Origin of the sequence: Glycomyces dulcitolivorans, from assembly GCF_003265355.1 — a bacterium.
In the GTDB taxonomy this organism is placed as follows: domain Bacteria; phylum Actinomycetota; class Actinomycetes; order Mycobacteriales; family Micromonosporaceae; genus Glycomyces; species Glycomyces dulcitolivorans.
On the sequence record NZ_QFRW01000033.1, the window covers coordinates 1 to 14,750 of the forward strand.

At 71.5% G+C, this 14,750-nt stretch carries 15 protein-coding genes; 11 read left to right on the forward strand and 4 right to left on the reverse strand.

Annotation, left to right across the window (positions count from 1 at the left end; translation table 11 throughout):
* Together DI269_RS01390 and DI269_RS01395 are read left to right on the forward strand one after the other, a co-directional pair.
* Positions 1-372 (forward strand): ROK family protein (locus tag DI269_RS01390; protein ID WP_157974687.1); only part of this gene is annotated, 372 nt, incomplete at its 5' end.
* A 218-nt stretch (positions 373-590) separates the two neighbouring features.
* Complete coding sequence (locus DI269_RS01395; RefSeq protein ID WP_157974688.1) at positions 591-1,307, forward strand: AfsR/SARP family transcriptional regulator; 717 nt, start codon at positions 591-593, stop codon at positions 1,305-1,307.
* A 62-nt stretch (positions 1,308-1,369) separates the two neighbouring features.
* On the opposite strand, the gene DI269_RS01400 is transcribed toward DI269_RS01395, so the two are convergent.
* A complete protein-coding gene (locus tag DI269_RS01400; RefSeq protein ID WP_112133364.1) occupies positions 1,370-1,765 on the reverse strand; it encodes an SH3 domain-containing protein in 396 nt (131 codons plus the stop codon).
* A 120-nt stretch (positions 1,766-1,885) separates the two neighbouring features.
* Entirely contained in the window at positions 1,886-2,932 is a 1,047-nt protein-coding gene (locus DI269_RS01405; protein WP_112133365.1) for a serine hydrolase domain-containing protein, read from the reverse strand.
* A gap of 174 nt (positions 2,933-3,106) precedes the next feature.
* Between DI269_RS01405 and DI269_RS01410 the strand changes: the two genes are divergently transcribed.
* A complete protein-coding gene (locus DI269_RS01410; protein ID WP_198667038.1) occupies positions 3,107-4,126 on the forward strand; it encodes a LacI family DNA-binding transcriptional regulator in 1,020 nt (339 codons plus the stop codon).
* Positions 4,127-4,133: 7 nt separating this feature from the next.
* Here DI269_RS01410 and DI269_RS01415 read toward each other — a convergent pair whose 3' ends face one another.
* On the reverse strand, positions 4,134-5,063 hold the full coding sequence (locus tag DI269_RS01415; RefSeq protein WP_112133367.1) for a diacylglycerol/lipid kinase family protein: 930 nt from the start codon (positions 5,061-5,063) through the stop codon (positions 4,134-4,136).
* 52 nt (positions 5,064-5,115) lie between these two features.
* On the reverse strand, positions 5,116-6,072 hold the full coding sequence (locus DI269_RS01420) for an NAD(P)-dependent alcohol dehydrogenase (RefSeq protein ID WP_198667039.1): 957 nt from the start codon (positions 6,070-6,072) through the stop codon (positions 5,116-5,118).
* A 241-nt stretch (positions 6,073-6,313) separates the two neighbouring features.
* Here DI269_RS01420 and DI269_RS01425 point away from each other — a divergent pair, with 241 nt between their 5' ends.
* The 8 genes from DI269_RS01425 to DI269_RS01460 all read left to right on the forward strand — a co-directional run.
* Positions 6,314-7,396, forward strand: coding sequence for a hypothetical protein (locus DI269_RS01425; protein WP_112133369.1), 1,083 nt, complete (start codon positions 6,314-6,316; stop codon positions 7,394-7,396).
* Between the two features lie 148 nt (positions 7,397-7,544).
* Positions 7,545-8,465 (forward strand): MurR/RpiR family transcriptional regulator, encoded by a 921-nt coding sequence (locus DI269_RS01430; RefSeq protein WP_198667040.1) that lies wholly within the window; start codon positions 7,545-7,547, stop codon positions 8,463-8,465.
* Positions 8,462-9,229, forward strand: a complete 768-nt coding sequence (locus tag DI269_RS01435) for a sugar isomerase domain-containing protein (RefSeq protein ID WP_232822569.1) — start codon at positions 8,462-8,464, stop codon at positions 9,227-9,229. Before DI269_RS01430 ends, DI269_RS01435 begins: the two co-directional genes overlap by 4 nt.
* Before the next feature lie 73 nt (positions 9,230-9,302).
* Complete coding sequence (gene ngcE / locus DI269_RS01440) at positions 9,303-10,655, forward strand: N-acetylglucosamine/diacetylchitobiose ABC transporter substrate-binding protein (RefSeq protein WP_198667041.1); 1,353 nt, start codon at positions 9,303-9,305, stop codon at positions 10,653-10,655.
* A 22-nt stretch (positions 10,656-10,677) separates the two neighbouring features.
* A complete protein-coding gene (locus tag DI269_RS01445; RefSeq protein WP_112133371.1) occupies positions 10,678-11,589 on the forward strand; it encodes a carbohydrate ABC transporter permease in 912 nt (303 codons plus the stop codon).
* Complete coding sequence (locus DI269_RS01450) at positions 11,586-12,428, forward strand: carbohydrate ABC transporter permease (protein ID WP_112133372.1); 843 nt, start codon at positions 11,586-11,588, stop codon at positions 12,426-12,428. The genes DI269_RS01445 and DI269_RS01450 overlap by 4 nt, the downstream gene beginning before the upstream one ends.
* A gap of 53 nt (positions 12,429-12,481) precedes the next feature.
* Positions 12,482-13,669 (forward strand): family 16 glycosylhydrolase, encoded by a 1,188-nt coding sequence (locus DI269_RS01455; RefSeq protein WP_112133373.1) that lies wholly within the window; start codon positions 12,482-12,484, stop codon positions 13,667-13,669.
* Between the two features lie 4 nt (positions 13,670-13,673).
* Positions 13,674-14,750 (forward strand): N-acetylglucosamine kinase (locus DI269_RS01460; RefSeq protein WP_112133380.1); only part of this gene is annotated, 1,077 nt, incomplete at its 3' end.

Here is a 14,750-nt window from a genome sequence, read left to right on the forward strand (position 1 = left end):
GTCGAGGCCGTCGCGGCCTCGGCCGCCATCGCCGACGCCGTCTCGCTCGCCCACGGCCGCCCCGTCGGCATCGAGGAGGCCGCGCGCCTCGCCCACGGCGGCGACAGTGCCGCCGCGGCCGTGTTCGCCGAGGCCGCCTCGGTCATCGGCACCGCGATAGCGAGCCTGGTCAACCTGGCCGGTCCCGAGCTCGTCATCATCGGCGGCGAGGGCGTCGCCGACTTCGACCTGTTTGACGAGCCGCTCCACGCGGCCTTCCACGAGCACGCCTTCGGCGCCGCCGGCCGCTGCCGGATCGCCGTGCGCCCCCACACGTTCGAGGACTGGGCCCGCGGCGCCGCCGCGGCCGCCATCCGCACCCTCGTCCGCTAGGGACCGCGTCCCCGAATGCCTCTCGCGACCCATTGGCACCGCTCCGGAACGGTTGCACACCAATGCAATCAATTACGTGCAATCGGGGACGGAAATGATCTTCCGATTCGCTTAGAATTCGAACCCAGAGCCAGGAATTTCCAATCCGAACCGCACTGGGAGCATGGGTGGAGTTTCGGTTGCTAGGTCCCTTTGAGGCGCGTCATCAGGGTCGAACCGTGGAACTGCGCGGAATGACCCACCCCAAGCTCTTGGCGCTGCTCCTGCTCGGCGACGGAGCCGCGGTCTCGATCGAGCGCATCGTGGAGGCGCTGTGGGACGACGCGCCGCCGTCGACCGCCCGCAGGCAGGTCAGGAACCGCGTCGCCTCGCTCCGCAGAGTGCTCAAGGGACACGGGCACGATCCCATTCAGACTGTGGCGCAAGGCTACCGGATTCCCTCCAGTGAAGCGCACTGCGACAGCTGCGAATTCGCGCGCCGGTCGGATCGGGCGAGATCGCACGCCCATGCGGGACGGCTCCCCGAAGCCGTGCGGGCCATGGACGATGCACTCGCGGTCTGGACCGGGCCGGCGCTGATGGGGCTCACCGGAAAGGTCTTCGAAGCGTCCTCGCACCGGCTTGAGGAATCGCGGTACGCCGCGATCGAATCGCGCGCGGCCTGGCAATTGCGACTGGGCCGCTCCGACGTGATCATCGGCGAACTGTCGGAACTCGTCGCCGCGAAACCGTACCGGCAGCAATTGCTCTACCTGTACATGTCCGCCCTGCAACTGAGCGGCCGGGCCGCCGAGGCGCTGAAGGCGTACGAGATCCACCGGCTGCGACTGAACGAGGAACTCGGCATCGAGCCCGGACAGGTCCTCCAGCGCCTGCATGTGTCCATATTGCGCGATGAGGAGCCGTTCGCCGACAGCCGCTTCCCCGCTTTCTGAACGGCGAGGCGCCCGGGCCTCGACGAGGCCCGGGCGCCGTTGAGCAGCGCGTCAGCGCGGGATCAGCACCGGTAGAGCGCCCCGTTGTCGAACAGGAGGCTGTCCTTGATCCAGCCGGAGACGCCGGTGTTGTAGTCGTAGATGTGCGACCACGTGCCGCCGGTCCCGTAGTCCCAGCAGTCGTACCGCAGGTCGTGCGCGTTCTGGGCCTGGCCCACGATCGTGCAGGTCGGGCTGGAGTTGTGCGGCCCGGTGCGGATGTTGACGCCGTTGCCGAGCGTCCAGCCGGTGCTGCCGTCCTTGACGGACCAGGCGTGGCTGCAACTGGTCTGGACGCCGACGTCGGCCGTCGACCGGTCCGGTTCGGCACTTGCCTGGCCGGCCGTGAAGCCGACGGCGGCGACGGCGAGCATGGCGCTCGCGGCGAGTCCCGCGAACCTTCTGGCGAAGGGTTTCACTGGCGTTCCTCCTTGGGTGTGGAGCCTGTGGAGCCTTGCCCTTCGATGGTCGCGTCGTCGCGCACGGTGACGGCACCGTCGCGGAACACGCCGTGCACAACCGCCGCACAACGGCCGCGGCTAGGCCTTGACGACCGCCCGGACGGCCTCGTCGACGGCCCAGGTCGGGCCGTTGACGTTGCTGAGGACCACGGTGTTCACGTCGAGCACGGGGTAGCGGCGGATGAGCGCCTCCGCGCCGGGGTCGCCGCCGTCGGCGCCGAAGGCGCGCTTGTCGTCGTCGCCGAACAGGTAGACGCCCAGGCCCATCGAGGTGATCTTCCCGATGTGGATGTGCGGGCTCAGCGCCTGCTCCAGCAGGTCCGGCTTCACCAGTTCCCCAGCGGCGTAAGCGGTCAGGAATCGGTCGAGGTCGGGCGCCGAGGAGAACGCGCCGCCGTCGGGCGCGCCGTTCGCGGGCGTGGAGAACACGTTGGTGCGCCACGGCCGCCCCGGCGCGGTCGGCGGCAGGTAGCCGGTCGCCACGTCGGGCCGGACCTCGTCGGTGCGGAAGAACCCGCTCGCGTCCATGCCGGCGGGGGAGAAGACCCGCTCGTCGATCGCGGTGAAGTAGTCGGTGCCCGCGACCTCCTCGACGACCAGGCCCAGCAGGATGAACCCGGCGTTGGAGTACTGGAACCGCCCGCCCGGCGCCCGGTACGGCGGGAGCTCGGCGAACAGCGGCAGGTAGTCGACCGGCGTGACCACCCGGTACACCGGCCGGTCGCGCCACAGGGCCGCGAACTCCTCGACCCAGTCGTCGGTCGCCGTCTCCTCCTCGAAGTAGTCGGCGATCCCCGAGGTGTGCGTCAGCAGGTGCCGGACCGTCACGTCGTCCCGGAGCGTGCTCGGCCGCCGCTCGGGCGGCAGGACCGACGCGACCGCCGTGTCCAGCCCCAGACGGCCCTCGCCGACCAGGTCCAGGATCGCGACGGCGGTGAAGCTCTTCGTGACCGAGCCGAGCGCGAACCGCGTGCCGAGGCCGATCGGGGCGCCCCAGGCGCGGTCGGCGAGGCCGCGGCACGACTCGTAGACCGTGCGGCCTGCCTGCGTGATGAGGACCGAACCGGAGAAGTCGCGGTCGGCTTCGAGCCGGTCGAGCTCGGCGTCGAGGTCGGTGAACTGCATGCGCACAGTCTCGGCGGTCCCGGCGGACCCCGCAACTGAGTATCGTGAACAGGACCGCGCGGTGGTGCGCAGGAGACCCGAGGTGCGGCGAACTTGAAACAAACTCTTATGATCGATTCGCCCGGACGGTGATCCACACCCATGCGAGGCGATCGACGATCCGAAGGGGGAGGCGTGGGTGACAAAGGCCGTCCGGCGCCGAAGGGCAAGGTTCCCGCGACCATCTACGACATCGCCCGGATCACGGGCGTCAACCCGTCCACGGTCTCCCGGGCCCTCAACCAGCCCGGCCGCGTGAGCGCCAGCACCGAGCAGCGCATCCGCGAAGCCGCCGCCGACCTGGGCTACCGCACCAACCCGATGGCGCGCGCTCTCCCCACCGGCAAGACCGGGACGCTCGGCCTCCTCGTCTCCGACCTCACCAACCCCGTCTACTTCGACCTGGTCCGCGGCGCCGAGCGCATCGCGCGCGAGCACGACACCATGCTCGTCTTCGCCGACTCCCAGGAGTCCGCCGAACTCGAACGCTCCACCGCCGAGCGCCTCCAGATCGCCGTCGACGGCCTCCTCCTGGTCGCCTCCCGCCTGGAGGACGCCCAGATCCAGGAGCTCGCCGCCGCCAAGCCGCTCGTCGCCGTCAACCGCCCCGTCCCCGGCGTCCCCTCCGTCGCCCCGGACATCCAGCCGGGCATGACCGAGGCCCTCGACCTCCTCCACGGCCTCGGCCACCGCCGCATCGCCTACCTCGCCGGCCCCGAGGCCTCCTGGATGAACGGGATGCGCTGGATGACCGCGCACGACCTCGCCGTCGACCGCGGCATGTCCATCGTGGAGATCCAGTCCTCCGCGCCGACCCGCGACGGCGGCCGGGACGCCTTCAACGCGGTCCTCGCCGCCGACGTCACGGCCGTCCTCGCCTACAACGACCTCGTCGCGCTCGGCCTGCTCGGCGCCTGCCTGGAGCACGGCGTCGCCGTCCCGCGCGACCTCAGCATCATCGGCTTCGACGACATCTTCGGCGCCGACCTCTCGGCCCCGGCCCTCTCCACCGTCCGCTGCTCCTGGGGCGACATGGGCGAGCGCGCCGTCGCGAAGCTCCTGGGCGCCATCGAGGACGGCGACGCGAGCGGCGCCGAGACCAACCTGCCCACCGAGTTCGTCTCCCGCGCCTCGGTGGCCGCGCCGAACCGCTAGCGAACCGCTACCGCACCCGGATCGCGTGCTCCTGCACCTCGACCGCGAACGACGCCGTCTCGCCGAGGTCGTCGCCGTCGATCTCCAGCACCGCCGGACGCGACAGCGCCACCGTGAGCCTCCGCGCCCGCCCGTGCTCGGCGGTGTCGGCGCTGGCGGCGCGGTCCTGGCCGGTGAGCAGGCGCCGGACCCCGTTGTCCCACACGAAGGACCGGAGCGTGTCGACCCACTGGCCGATGCCTTCGGCGCTGAGCAGCAGCAGGTCGAGCTCGCCGTCCGCGGGGTCGGCGTCGGGGAGCAGGCGGACGCCGCCCTGGAGGGTCCCGCAGTTGCCGACCAGGAGGGTGTGCCCGGCGGTGCGCTCCATCGCGACGCCGTCGACGGTGAAGTCGATGTCGACGACCTGGGTCGCGTTCAGCGCCCGCCCGAGGGACTCCACATAGGCCAGCCAGCCGACCTTGCTCTTCAGGTCCTCGTCGGTCTCGGCGATCATGTGCGCGTCGATCCCGAAGCCCGCCATGACGACGAAGGCGCTGCGCACCGTGTCGCCGTCGATCTCGGCCTCGACCCAGCCGAGGTCCAGCGGTTTGGCGTCGCCGTCGAAGGCCCGCTCGAACGCCTTCGCGAGGTTGTTCAGGGGGATGCCGAGGTTGCGGGCGAGGAGGTTGCCGGTGCCGAGAGGGACGACCCCGAGTTCGGCCCGGGTGTCGCTGCGCGCCAGGCGTTCCGCGACCGCCCGGACGGTCCCGTCCCCGCCGGCCGCCACGATCGCGTCGGCGCCGGCCTGGATCGCCTCGTCGGCGGCGCCGCGGCCGGGGTCCTCGGGGCTCGTCTCGTGCCACGACAGCACGGCGTCGGTGGCGGGCAGCGCCTTCCCCAGGTCCTCCCGCGCCGTCTTCGCCGGGTTCCACACGATCGCGATCCGGTCGCCCGCCATTGCCACTCCTTGCCGCGCACGGATTCAGCGCCTCGGCCCCAGCCTATCGGGGTCACGGGACCTCGATGACGACCTTCCCGCGATTGTCGCCGGACGCGAGGCGCGCGAAGGCCGCGGGCGCCTCCGCCAGCGGGAACACCCGGTCGATGACGGGCGCGACCGCCCCCGCGACGACCAGCGCGGTCACCGCCTCCAGATCGGCGCGCGACTGCGGCACCGCCAGCACCCGGACCCGCTTCTTCGCCCGCCACCCGGCGGTCGGCCCGGCGATGAGCACCGCGAGCAGGATGCGCGCGTGCCCGCCGACCATGAGGTACGCGCCCCCGGGCTTCAGCGCCCGCTGGACGCGGTACGGGGAGCGGTGCCCGACCAGGTCGATCACGCGGTCGTAGCTGCCGCGGCGGTCGGCCCAGTCCTCGTCCTCGTACCCGATCGCCTCGTCGGCGCCGATCTGGCGCAGGTAGTCGGCCTTGTCGGCGCGGTCGACGGCCGTGACCTCGGCGCCGAGGCGCTTGGCGAGGGCGACGACGAGCGCGCCCCCGGCGCCGCCCGCGCCGTTGACCAGGACCGCGTCGCCCTCCTGCACGCCCTGCGTGGCGCGGTAGGCGATGCACCCGGCCTGCGGGATCGCCGCCGCGTCCACGAAGGACAGGCTCGGGGGCTTGCGCGCCAGCAGTTTCGGCGGCGTCGCGACGTACTCGGCGAGCGCGCCCCGGTAGCCCAGGAGCTCCCCGAACACCTCGTCGCCGGGCCCGTACTCGGCCACGCCGTCACCGACGGCCTCGACGACGCCCGCCACGTCGGACCCCGGCACCGGCCTGCGAGGGCGCCGCAGCCCGCCGAGCCGGGCGTAGAAGGGGCTTCCGGCGAGGTTCTCGCGGTCGGAGCCGTTGAGCGAGGCGGCCCTGACCTTGATGAGCACCTCGCCCGCCGCCGGCACGGGCTCGGGGATCTCGCCGAGGACGACGATGTCGGGGCTGCCGTACCGGTCCTGGATGACTGCGCGCATGGCGGGCTCCTGTCTCGCGCGGGTGTGTCCAGCATAGACAAATCGTGTTCGCAATGCGCACATCGGCCTTCGGGCCTGATCGGCACTCCCTGGGGGCCTTGACAATCACCGTTCGACCGGAGCAATGTGATGACAGACACATAGAAATATGTGGATGTGATTGACGTCGATCCCGCCTCTGGTGCAGGCCGAGCGGGGTCCCCCTCCCCGGATCGCCCGAATTCAAGAAAGGAGCCGGCTCATGCCGACTCTCAAGCAGCCCGTGCGCGGAATCGCCGCCGCGCTTTTCGTCATGGTCGTCGCCCTCGTCCTCATCTCCCTGTTCGACTTCCCGACCTTCGCCGGTTGGGTCTCGTACTACCTCATGTGCGCGATCCCCGCGGCCCTCGTCATCGGGGTCTTCTGGCACGCAGGGCAACCCGCCTTCATCGCCTCCCGGCGCCAGCCCCTCCGCGGCCTCCTCTTCCTCCTCCTGGCGCTGGTCGCGGCCGTCGTCGTCGCCCTCGTCTACGTCGTCACGATCGGCGCCGGCACCACCCCGCCGACGCCGCCCCTGGTGCAGGCCATCATCGTCTCGGTCGTGGTCACTTTCTGGCTCACCATCATCTGGCAGGGCTGGCCCTTCACCAAGATCAAGAACAAGCTCGTCGGCGGGACCGCCCTCCTCGTCGCCGCCTACGTCCTCGCCATCGCGGTCTTCGTGGTGTGCTTCGACTTCGCGTTCCTGGAGGGCAGCCCGCTCTACCACGCCGACCAGGACCCCGGCGGCCTCTTCAACGGCTGGAGCGCCGTCGCCTTCCTCGTCACCACCGTGGCCGTCATGTTCCTGACGCTCCACTTCGACCTGTGGCCGCTCACCCGCTTCGAGAAGCTCATGAAGCAGCCCGTCCTCGGCGCGGTCTGGACGGTCGCCGTCTTCGCGCTCACCGCGGTCGTCTACCTCCTCGGCACCGGCGCCTTCGGCCAGGACGCCCCGGTCTACCTCGTCACCGTCCCGATCCCGTTCATCTTCGGCTCAATCCTGATGCTGAACACCTTCGAGGGCTCCCTCTTCGCCTCGTTCAAGCAGCCCCTCAAGGGCGTCCTCGCCACTGTGGGCGCCATCGTGATCGGCCTCGTCCTCTCCCTCGTCTACCGCCTCCTCGCTCCGGTCCTCACCGCCGACCTCCCCTCCGGCGCCCCCACCTACGACCTGGAGGTCTGGCTCGCCTCCGCCCTCCTCGCCGTCACCTTCCCCCTCCTCGCCTTCCACGCCGACTTCTTCACCCTCTGGCCCATCGGCGACCGCGAACCGGCCGAGCGGGAGCCCGCCGAGCAGTCCTGACCCTCCGGCCACCCGCAGGGCGCCCGGGCTCCGGCCCGGGCGCCCTCTTCGCGATCGGTCGATGAAATTTATTCTTCTGAAGCGTTGACTTGGGCGGGTGATCATCGTAATTTTCTTCATAAGGAAACTTTGATGAAAGGAAGTTCCATTGACCGTGACGCGGAACCAGGGGGTGGTCGGGCGGCTGCGGACCGAGCTCGGGACGCTTCCCGATGCGCTGCAGAAGGTCGCGACGCAGATCCTGGAGGACCCGGACGCGGCGACGCGGGCGTCGATCGCGGACCTCGCCGAGCGGGCGGGGACCTCGACGGCGACGGTGACCCGGTTCTGCCGGGTGCTCGGCTTCTCGGGTTACGCGGCGCTGCGGGTGGCCCTGGCCGCCGAGGGCGGGCGGGCCGAGCAGGCGCGGTGGGAGACCGACATCGACCGCGAGATCGAGCCGGGGGACCCGCTGGACCGCGTGCTCGGGATCGTCGCCAGCGCCGACTCGCGCGCGATCCAGGAGACCGCGTCGCGGGTGGACCTCGACCGGATCGAGCGGGTCGCCGCGGCGGTCGCCGAGGCCGGGCGGGTCGAGCTCGTGGGGCTCGGGAGTTCCGGGACGGCCGCCAGGGAGCTGGCGTTTCGCTTGGAGCGCATCAGGATCCCGTGCTGGTTCCGGCCCGACACCCATACCGCGCTCACCAATGCGGCGCTGCTGCGGCCCGGGGACGTCGCGATCGGCCTGTCGCACAGCGGCAGGACCCGCGAGGTCGTCGAGGTCTTGGCCGAGGCGAGGGAGCAGGGTGCGCTGACGGTGGCCGTGACCTCGTTCGAGCGCTCGCCGATGGCGCAGGCCGCCGACGTGGTGCTCACGACCGCCGTCCATGAGACGACGTTCCGCCTGGCCGCGCTGTCGGCGCTGCACTCCCAGCTGCTGGTCCTCGACCTCATCTACGTCGCCGTCGCGCAGCGGACCTACGAGCGCACCACCGAGGCGTTCGAGGTCACCGCCAGGGCCGTCCGGGCCCACCGGTTCGCCGACGAGCCGGTCCGCAACCGCCGCAACCGATCCCAGGAGGACCAGTGACCGACCAGACCGCCCGCATCACCGGCCGGGCCTACCTCGACCTCGTCACCGAGACGATCCGCCGGGTGGGGGAGGCGCAGGCCGACGCCGTCAGCGAGGCCGCGCGGCTCATCGCCGACTCCATTGCCGCAGGCGGGGTTCTCCAGGCGTTCGGGTCCGGGCACTCCGAGGCCCTCGCCATGGAACTGGCCGGGCGCGCCGGGGGCTTCGTGCCCTCCAACAAGATCGCCCTGCGCGACCTCGTCCTCCAAGGTGGACACGAGCGGGCGGTCCTCGACGACCCGTTCCTGGAACGCAACCCCGACATCGCCAGGCAGCTGCTGGTGACCGTGCCGACCGAGCCCGCCGACGTGTTCGCCATCGCCTCGAACTCCGGCATCAACGGCGTGGTCGTCGAGTTCGCCCTGCTGGTCAAGGAGAAGGGCCACCCCCTCATCGCCTTCACCTCCGCCGAGCACAGCGCGAAGACCGCCTCCCGCCACCCCTCGGGCCGGCGCCTGAGCGAGATCGCCGACGTGGTGCTCGACAACGGCGCCCCCTACGGCGACGCCGCGATGCCGCTGCCCGGCGGCGGCGCGGTCGGGGCCGTCTCCTCCGTGACCTCGGCCGTCCTCGCCCAGATGGTCGTCGGCGAGGCCGTGCAGCGCCTCATCGACGCCGGGCACACGCCCCCGGTCTACCTGTCCGCCAACATCCCCGGCGGCGACGACCACAACCTCGCCCTCGAAGCCCGGTACGCCGGGCGCATCCGCCGCTCCGCCTGACCTCCTCTGACCTGACGAAAGGCCCCTCATGAACGTCCAGTCCTCCCGCCGTACCCTTTTTCGAGTATCCACAATGGCGGGTACTGCGGCCGTCCTGTCCGGCTGCGTCACCGCCGGCAACGACGACCCCGCCGAGCAGGCCACCGGCGCCGTCACCGAGGACAACCCGCTCGGCGTCCCCGACGGCGCCGACCTCGAAGTCGTCATGTTCGACGGCGGCTACGGCCAGGAGTACACGCAGCACGCCGTCACCCTCTACGAGCAGCGCCACCCCGACGCCGCCGTCACCCACGAAGGGCTGCAAAAGGTCGGCGAAGTCCTCCAGCCGCGCTTCGTGTCCGGCGAACCGCCGGACGTCGTCGACAACACCGGTGCCGGACGCCTCGACATCGCCGCGCTCGCCGCCGCGGGCCAGCTCACCGACCTCGCCGACCTCCTCGACGCCCCCAGCCTCGACGACCCCGCCGTCAAGGTCCGCGACCTGCTGCTCCCCGGGGTGGTGGAGGACGGCACCCTCGACGGCACCGCCTATTTCCTCAACTACTCCTATGTGGTCTGGGGAATCTGGTACTCCCGCAGCCTCTTCGATCAGCACGGCTGGACCGCGCCCGCCACCTGGGACGACATGCTCGCCCTGTGCGAGGAGATCAAGGGCGCCGGAATCGCTCCGTGGACCTGGCAGGGCAAGTACCCCGAGTACATGATGGACCCGCTCCAGTCCCTCGCCGCCAAGGCGGGCGGCCTCGACCTCGTCTACGCCGTCGACAACCTCGAACCCGACGCCTGGAAGCAGGACGGCGTCCTCGCCGCCGCCGACGCGATCCACCGCCTCGTCACCGGCGGCCACATTCTCGCCGGCTCCGAGGGGCTCTCCCACACCGAGGCCCAGAACGCCTGGTGCAGCGGCGAAGCCGCGTTCATCCCGTGCGGGTCCTGGATCGAGGGCGAGCAGCAGGGCGTCACCCCCGAGGGCTTCGACATGGCCATGGCCCCCGTACCCGCCCTCAGCGCCGCCGACGCCCTCCCGTACGGCGCCGTCCAAGGCGCCAGCAGCGAGTCGTTCCTCGTCCCCGCCCAGGCCCTGAACCCCCGCGGCGGCCTCGACTACCTCCGCTGCCTGTTCTCCGGCGAGGTCGCCCGCGGCTTCGCCGAGTCCGCCAAGGCCATGCCGGTCGTGAAGGGCGCCACCGACGGCCTCGACCTCACCTCCGGCCTCGCCTCCGTCGCCGCCGCCCTCGAAACCGCCGGGGAGAACGTCTTCGGCTACAAGTACCGCACCTGGTACCCCGAACTCGCGGTCGAAGTGGACACCGCCACCGGCGAACTCCTCGCCGGGCGCGCCGACCCCGAGCAGTGGGCCGACCGCATCCAGGCCGCCGCCGACGCCGTCGCAGCCGACGACTCCATCGCCAAGTACGAGCGCTGAGCACCGCAGGGGAGGCCGAGCCATGCGACACGGCAAGTACCGGTTCCTGATCGGGGCGCTCGCGCCGCCCCTGCTCCTCTACGGCGTCTTCGTCGTCTCGCCCTACGCCCAGGCGTTCTACCTCGCCCTGACCGACTGGGACGGCCTGTCCGCCGAAGCCGGCCTCGTCGGCCTCGCGAACTTCGCCGACCTCTGGAGCGACCCGCTGTTCCTTGCGGCCCTGCGCAACAACGGATTCATGCTCATCGTCGTCCCGACCGCCACGATCGCGCTCGCCCTGTTCTTCGCCGCCTGCCTCACCCTCGGCGGCGGGACGCGGCGGCGCGGGCGCGGCGTCCACGGCTCCGGGCTCTATCGGATCCTCTACTTCTTCCCGCAGCTGCTGTCCGTGGCGATCCTCGGCGTCCTCTTCCAGTTCGTCTACACCCCAGGCGGACTCCTCGACGGCCTCCTCGGCGCGGTCGGCCTCGACGGGCTCCAGCGGTCCTGGCTCGCCGACCCCGCCACCGCACTGCCCGCCGTCACCGCCGTCATGATCTGGTCCGCCGTCGGCTTCTACGTCGTCCTCTTCACCGCCGCAATGGAATCCGTCCCGACCGACATCGTCGAGGCCGCCACCCTCGACGGCGCGGGGCGGTTCACCGTGTTCCGCCGCATCACCCTCCCGCTGGTGTGGGACAGCGTCCAGGTCGCCTACGTCTACCTCGGCATCCTCGCCCTCGACGGGTTCGCGCTCGTCCAGATCATGACCGTCGGCCCCGGCGGGCCCGACAACGCCACCGAGGTCATCGGCCTCACCCTCTACCGCTCCGCCTTCACCTACGGCGAGTTCGGATACGCCTCCGCCATGGGCGTCACCCTCTTCTTCATCACCCTGACCCTCACCGCGCTCGCCCTGCGCGCCACCAAGAGAGAGCGGGTGGAACTCGCGTGAAACCGAACCTCTCGAAAGCGCGCATCGCCGACGGCGCGCTCCACCTCGTGCTCATCGTCTGGGCCGTCCTCGTCACCCTCCCGCTCGCCTGGGCCGTCCTCTCCTCCCTCAAGACCGACGCCGAGATCTTCGCCAGCCCCTGGTCCCTGCCCGCCGCACCCCAGTGGGACAACTGGGCCCGCGCCTGGCAGGAGGCGAACATCGGCCGCTATCTGCTCAACACCCTCATCGTCGTCGGCGGCGCGCTCGCCCTCGTCATGCTCCTGGGCGCCCTCACCGCCTACTGCCTGGCCCGCTACGACTTCCCCGGCAACCGCCTCGTCTACCACGTCCTCGTCGCCGGGATGCTCTTCCCCGTCTTCCTCGCCCTCGTCCCGCTGTTCTTCGTCGTCGACCAGCTCGGCCTCCTCGGCACCTACCACGGGCTGATCCTCGTGTACGCCGCCTACGCCCTGCCCTTCACCGTGTTCTTCCTCCACGCCTTCTTCCGCGGACTCCCCACGGCCACAGCCGAAGCCGCGTTCATCGACGGCTGCTCCCACACCGGCGTCTTCTTCCGCGTCATGCTCCCCATGGCCCGCCCCGGCATGGTCAGCGTCGGCATCTTCAACTTCCTCGGCCTGTGGAACCAGTACCTGCTGCCCCTCGTCCTCAACCCCGACCCCGACCGCTATGTCCTCGCCCAGGGCCTCGCCGCCCTCGCCGTCAGCCAGGGCTACCGGAGCGACTTCTCCGGGCTCTTCGCCGGACTCATCATCGCGATCCTCCCGGTCCTGCTGGCCTACATCCTGTTCCAACGGCAGATCCGCTCCGGCCTCACCGCCGGCGCGGTCCGCTGACCCGTCCGATCCCAGTGCGACACAGCCGAGTTCAACCAGAGAGGGAGCTCAACATGTCAACCACCCGAAAGCGCCGCCTCACCGGCGTCGCGGCGGCGGTCTTCGCCGTCGCCGCCGCCGCGACGGTCACCGCGACCACCGCCGACCGCACCGCCGACGCCGCCGAACCCGCCGCCTGCGACGGCGTCCTCTTCGACGACTTCGCCTACGACTCGCCGTCCGACCCCGACATCGCCGCCCGCGGCTGGACCGTCCGCACCAACTCCGGCGGACCCGGCGTCCCCGGCGCCTCCTGGCCCGCGAGCAACGTCTCGTTCCCCACAGTGGACGGCGCCAAGTCGCTCCAGCTCCGCGCCGCCACCGACGGCACCGGCGGCGGCACCAGCCAGTCCGAATTCCTCCACCAGCAGAAGTTCTTCGAGGGCACGTACGCCGCCCGCGTCAAGTTCGCCGACGCCCCCGTCAGCGGCACCGACGGCGACCACCTCGTCGAGACCTTCTTCACCATCACCCCGCTCGACGCGCCGCTCGACCCCGACTACGGCGAGATCGACTTCGAGTACCTCCCCAACGGCGGCTGGGGCGAGACCGGCCCGATCTTCTACCAGACCACCTGGGAGACCTACCAGGCCGAACCCTGGATCGCCGACAACACCCATACCTCGCAACGGCAGAGCTTCGCCGGCTGGCACGACCTCGTCTTCACCGTCGCCGACGGGCACGTCAAGTACTACGTGGACGGCGCGCTCGTCGCCGACCACTCCGGGAAGTACTACCCGGAGACCCCCATGTCCATCAACTTCAACCTCTGGTTCATCGACACTGCCGCCCACGCCGGCGGCACCAGCGTCTACCACCAGCAGGTCGACTACGTCATGCACACCGCCGGCGAGGTCCTCACCCCCGCCGAGGCGACCGCCCGCGTCGCCGGCTACCGCGCCGACGGCGTCGAGCACACCGACACCGTCGGCACCGGCGGCGGCGAATGCCCCACCGACCCGCCCACCACCGACGAACCCACCGACCCGCCGACCGGCGGCGCCGACTGCGCCACCGCAACCGACTGGGCCTTCGGATCCGTCTACACCGCAGGCAACACCGTCGTCCACGAACGCAGCGCCAACGGCGACCCGAGCGGCCCCAAGTCCGGCGACGGCGAGCACCTGTGGCGCGCCAACTGGTGGACCCAGGGATCGGAGCCGGGCTGGACGCCGCAATGGACCGACCTGGGAGCATGCTGATCCCATGAGCGAGCTGGTACTCGGCCTCGACGTCGGAGGGACCTCCTCCCGCGCAATCGTGACCACCCTCGACGGCGAGATCCTCGGGCGCGGCGACGCCGGCGGCGGCAACCCGCTGGCCGTCCCGCCCGCCCTCGCCGCCGCAGAGGTCGCCCGCGCCCTGCACGGCGCCCTGGCCGGTACCGACCCCGCCCGCATCACCGCCGCGGTCCTCGGCCTCGCCGGAGTCAGCGGCTACGACCAACCGGAGACCGCGGCGGCGTTCCAGCGAGTCTGGGACGCCGCCGGGCTCCGCTGTCCGGTCCGCGCGGTGGGCGACGCCCAGGTCGCCTTCGCCTCGGGCACCGGTGAACCGATCGGCACGGTCCTCATCGCGGGGACGGGCGCAGCGGCGGCCCGGATAGACGGCGACCGCATCACCCGCGTGGGAGACGGCCTCGGCTGGCTCCTCGGCGACAAGGGGAGTGGTTTCTGGATCGGCAGGAAGGCGGCAGCCGACACGGCCTGGAGACTTCAGGCCGGGTTGCCAGCGACGCTGCTGACCGAGCTGGTGGTTCGAGCGGTGCTCGGGGACTCCGGAGTTCGGGCGAACGCCGAGGCCGGAAACGGCCCGGCGGCCGGAGCCGAGGCAGCCACGGCGGACCAGGAGGTGCTCGGCGACCCCAGCGCTGACCCGGCAGCCGCCGACTCGGACGCCTTTGTCTCGGCCGTGCACCGGCGCCCTCCACGCAGCCTCGACCGGCTTGCGCCGCTCGTGACCGAGGCCGCGCTGGCGGGTGACGAGCATGCCTCGGCGATCCTCGACGAGGCCGCCTCGCACCTCGCCGCCGCGGTCGCGCTGGTCCGTGAGCCGGGCGAGCGCACTCCGATCGTCTTGTCGGGCAGCGTGCTCCGTGGCAGCGCACCCGTCCGCGACGGCGTGCGCGCCCGCCTCGCCGCGGCCTGGCCCTCCGCCGCGATCACCGAGGCGGGCCCGGCCGAGATCGGGGCCGCGAAGCTCGCGGCCCAGTCGGTTCGGCGAGGCTTAGACTCGCCCGCAGCCCCGCAGCCCCGCAGCCCCGCAGCCCCGCAGCCCCGCAGC

What these genes read in the sequence shown, in the direction of transcription:
- DI269_RS01445 (WP_112133371.1), top strand. Translation starts at nt 10,678, where the DNA reads ATGCGACACGGCAAGTACCGGTTCCTGATCGGGGCGCTCGCGCCGCCC.
- DI269_RS01455 (WP_112133373.1), top strand. Translation starts at nt 12,482, where the DNA reads ATGTCAACCACCCGAAAGCGCCGCCTCACCGGCGTCGCGGCGGCGGTC.
- DI269_RS01420 (WP_198667039.1), bottom strand. Translation starts at nt 6,072, where the DNA reads ATGCGCGCAGTCATCCAGGACCGGTACGGCAGCCCCGACATCGTCGTC.
- ngcE (WP_198667041.1), top strand. Translation starts at nt 9,303, where the DNA reads ATGGCGGGTACTGCGGCCGTCCTGTCCGGCTGCGTCACCGCCGGCAAC.
- DI269_RS01425 (WP_112133369.1), top strand. Translation starts at nt 6,314, where the DNA reads ATGCCGACTCTCAAGCAGCCCGTGCGCGGAATCGCCGCCGCGCTTTTC.
- DI269_RS01405 (WP_112133365.1), bottom strand. Translation starts at nt 2,932, where the DNA reads ATGCAGTTCACCGACCTCGACGCCGAGCTCGACCGGCTCGAAGCCGAC.
- DI269_RS01415 (WP_112133367.1), bottom strand. Translation starts at nt 5,063, where the DNA reads ATGGCGGGCGACCGGATCGCGATCGTGTGGAACCCGGCGAAGACGGCG.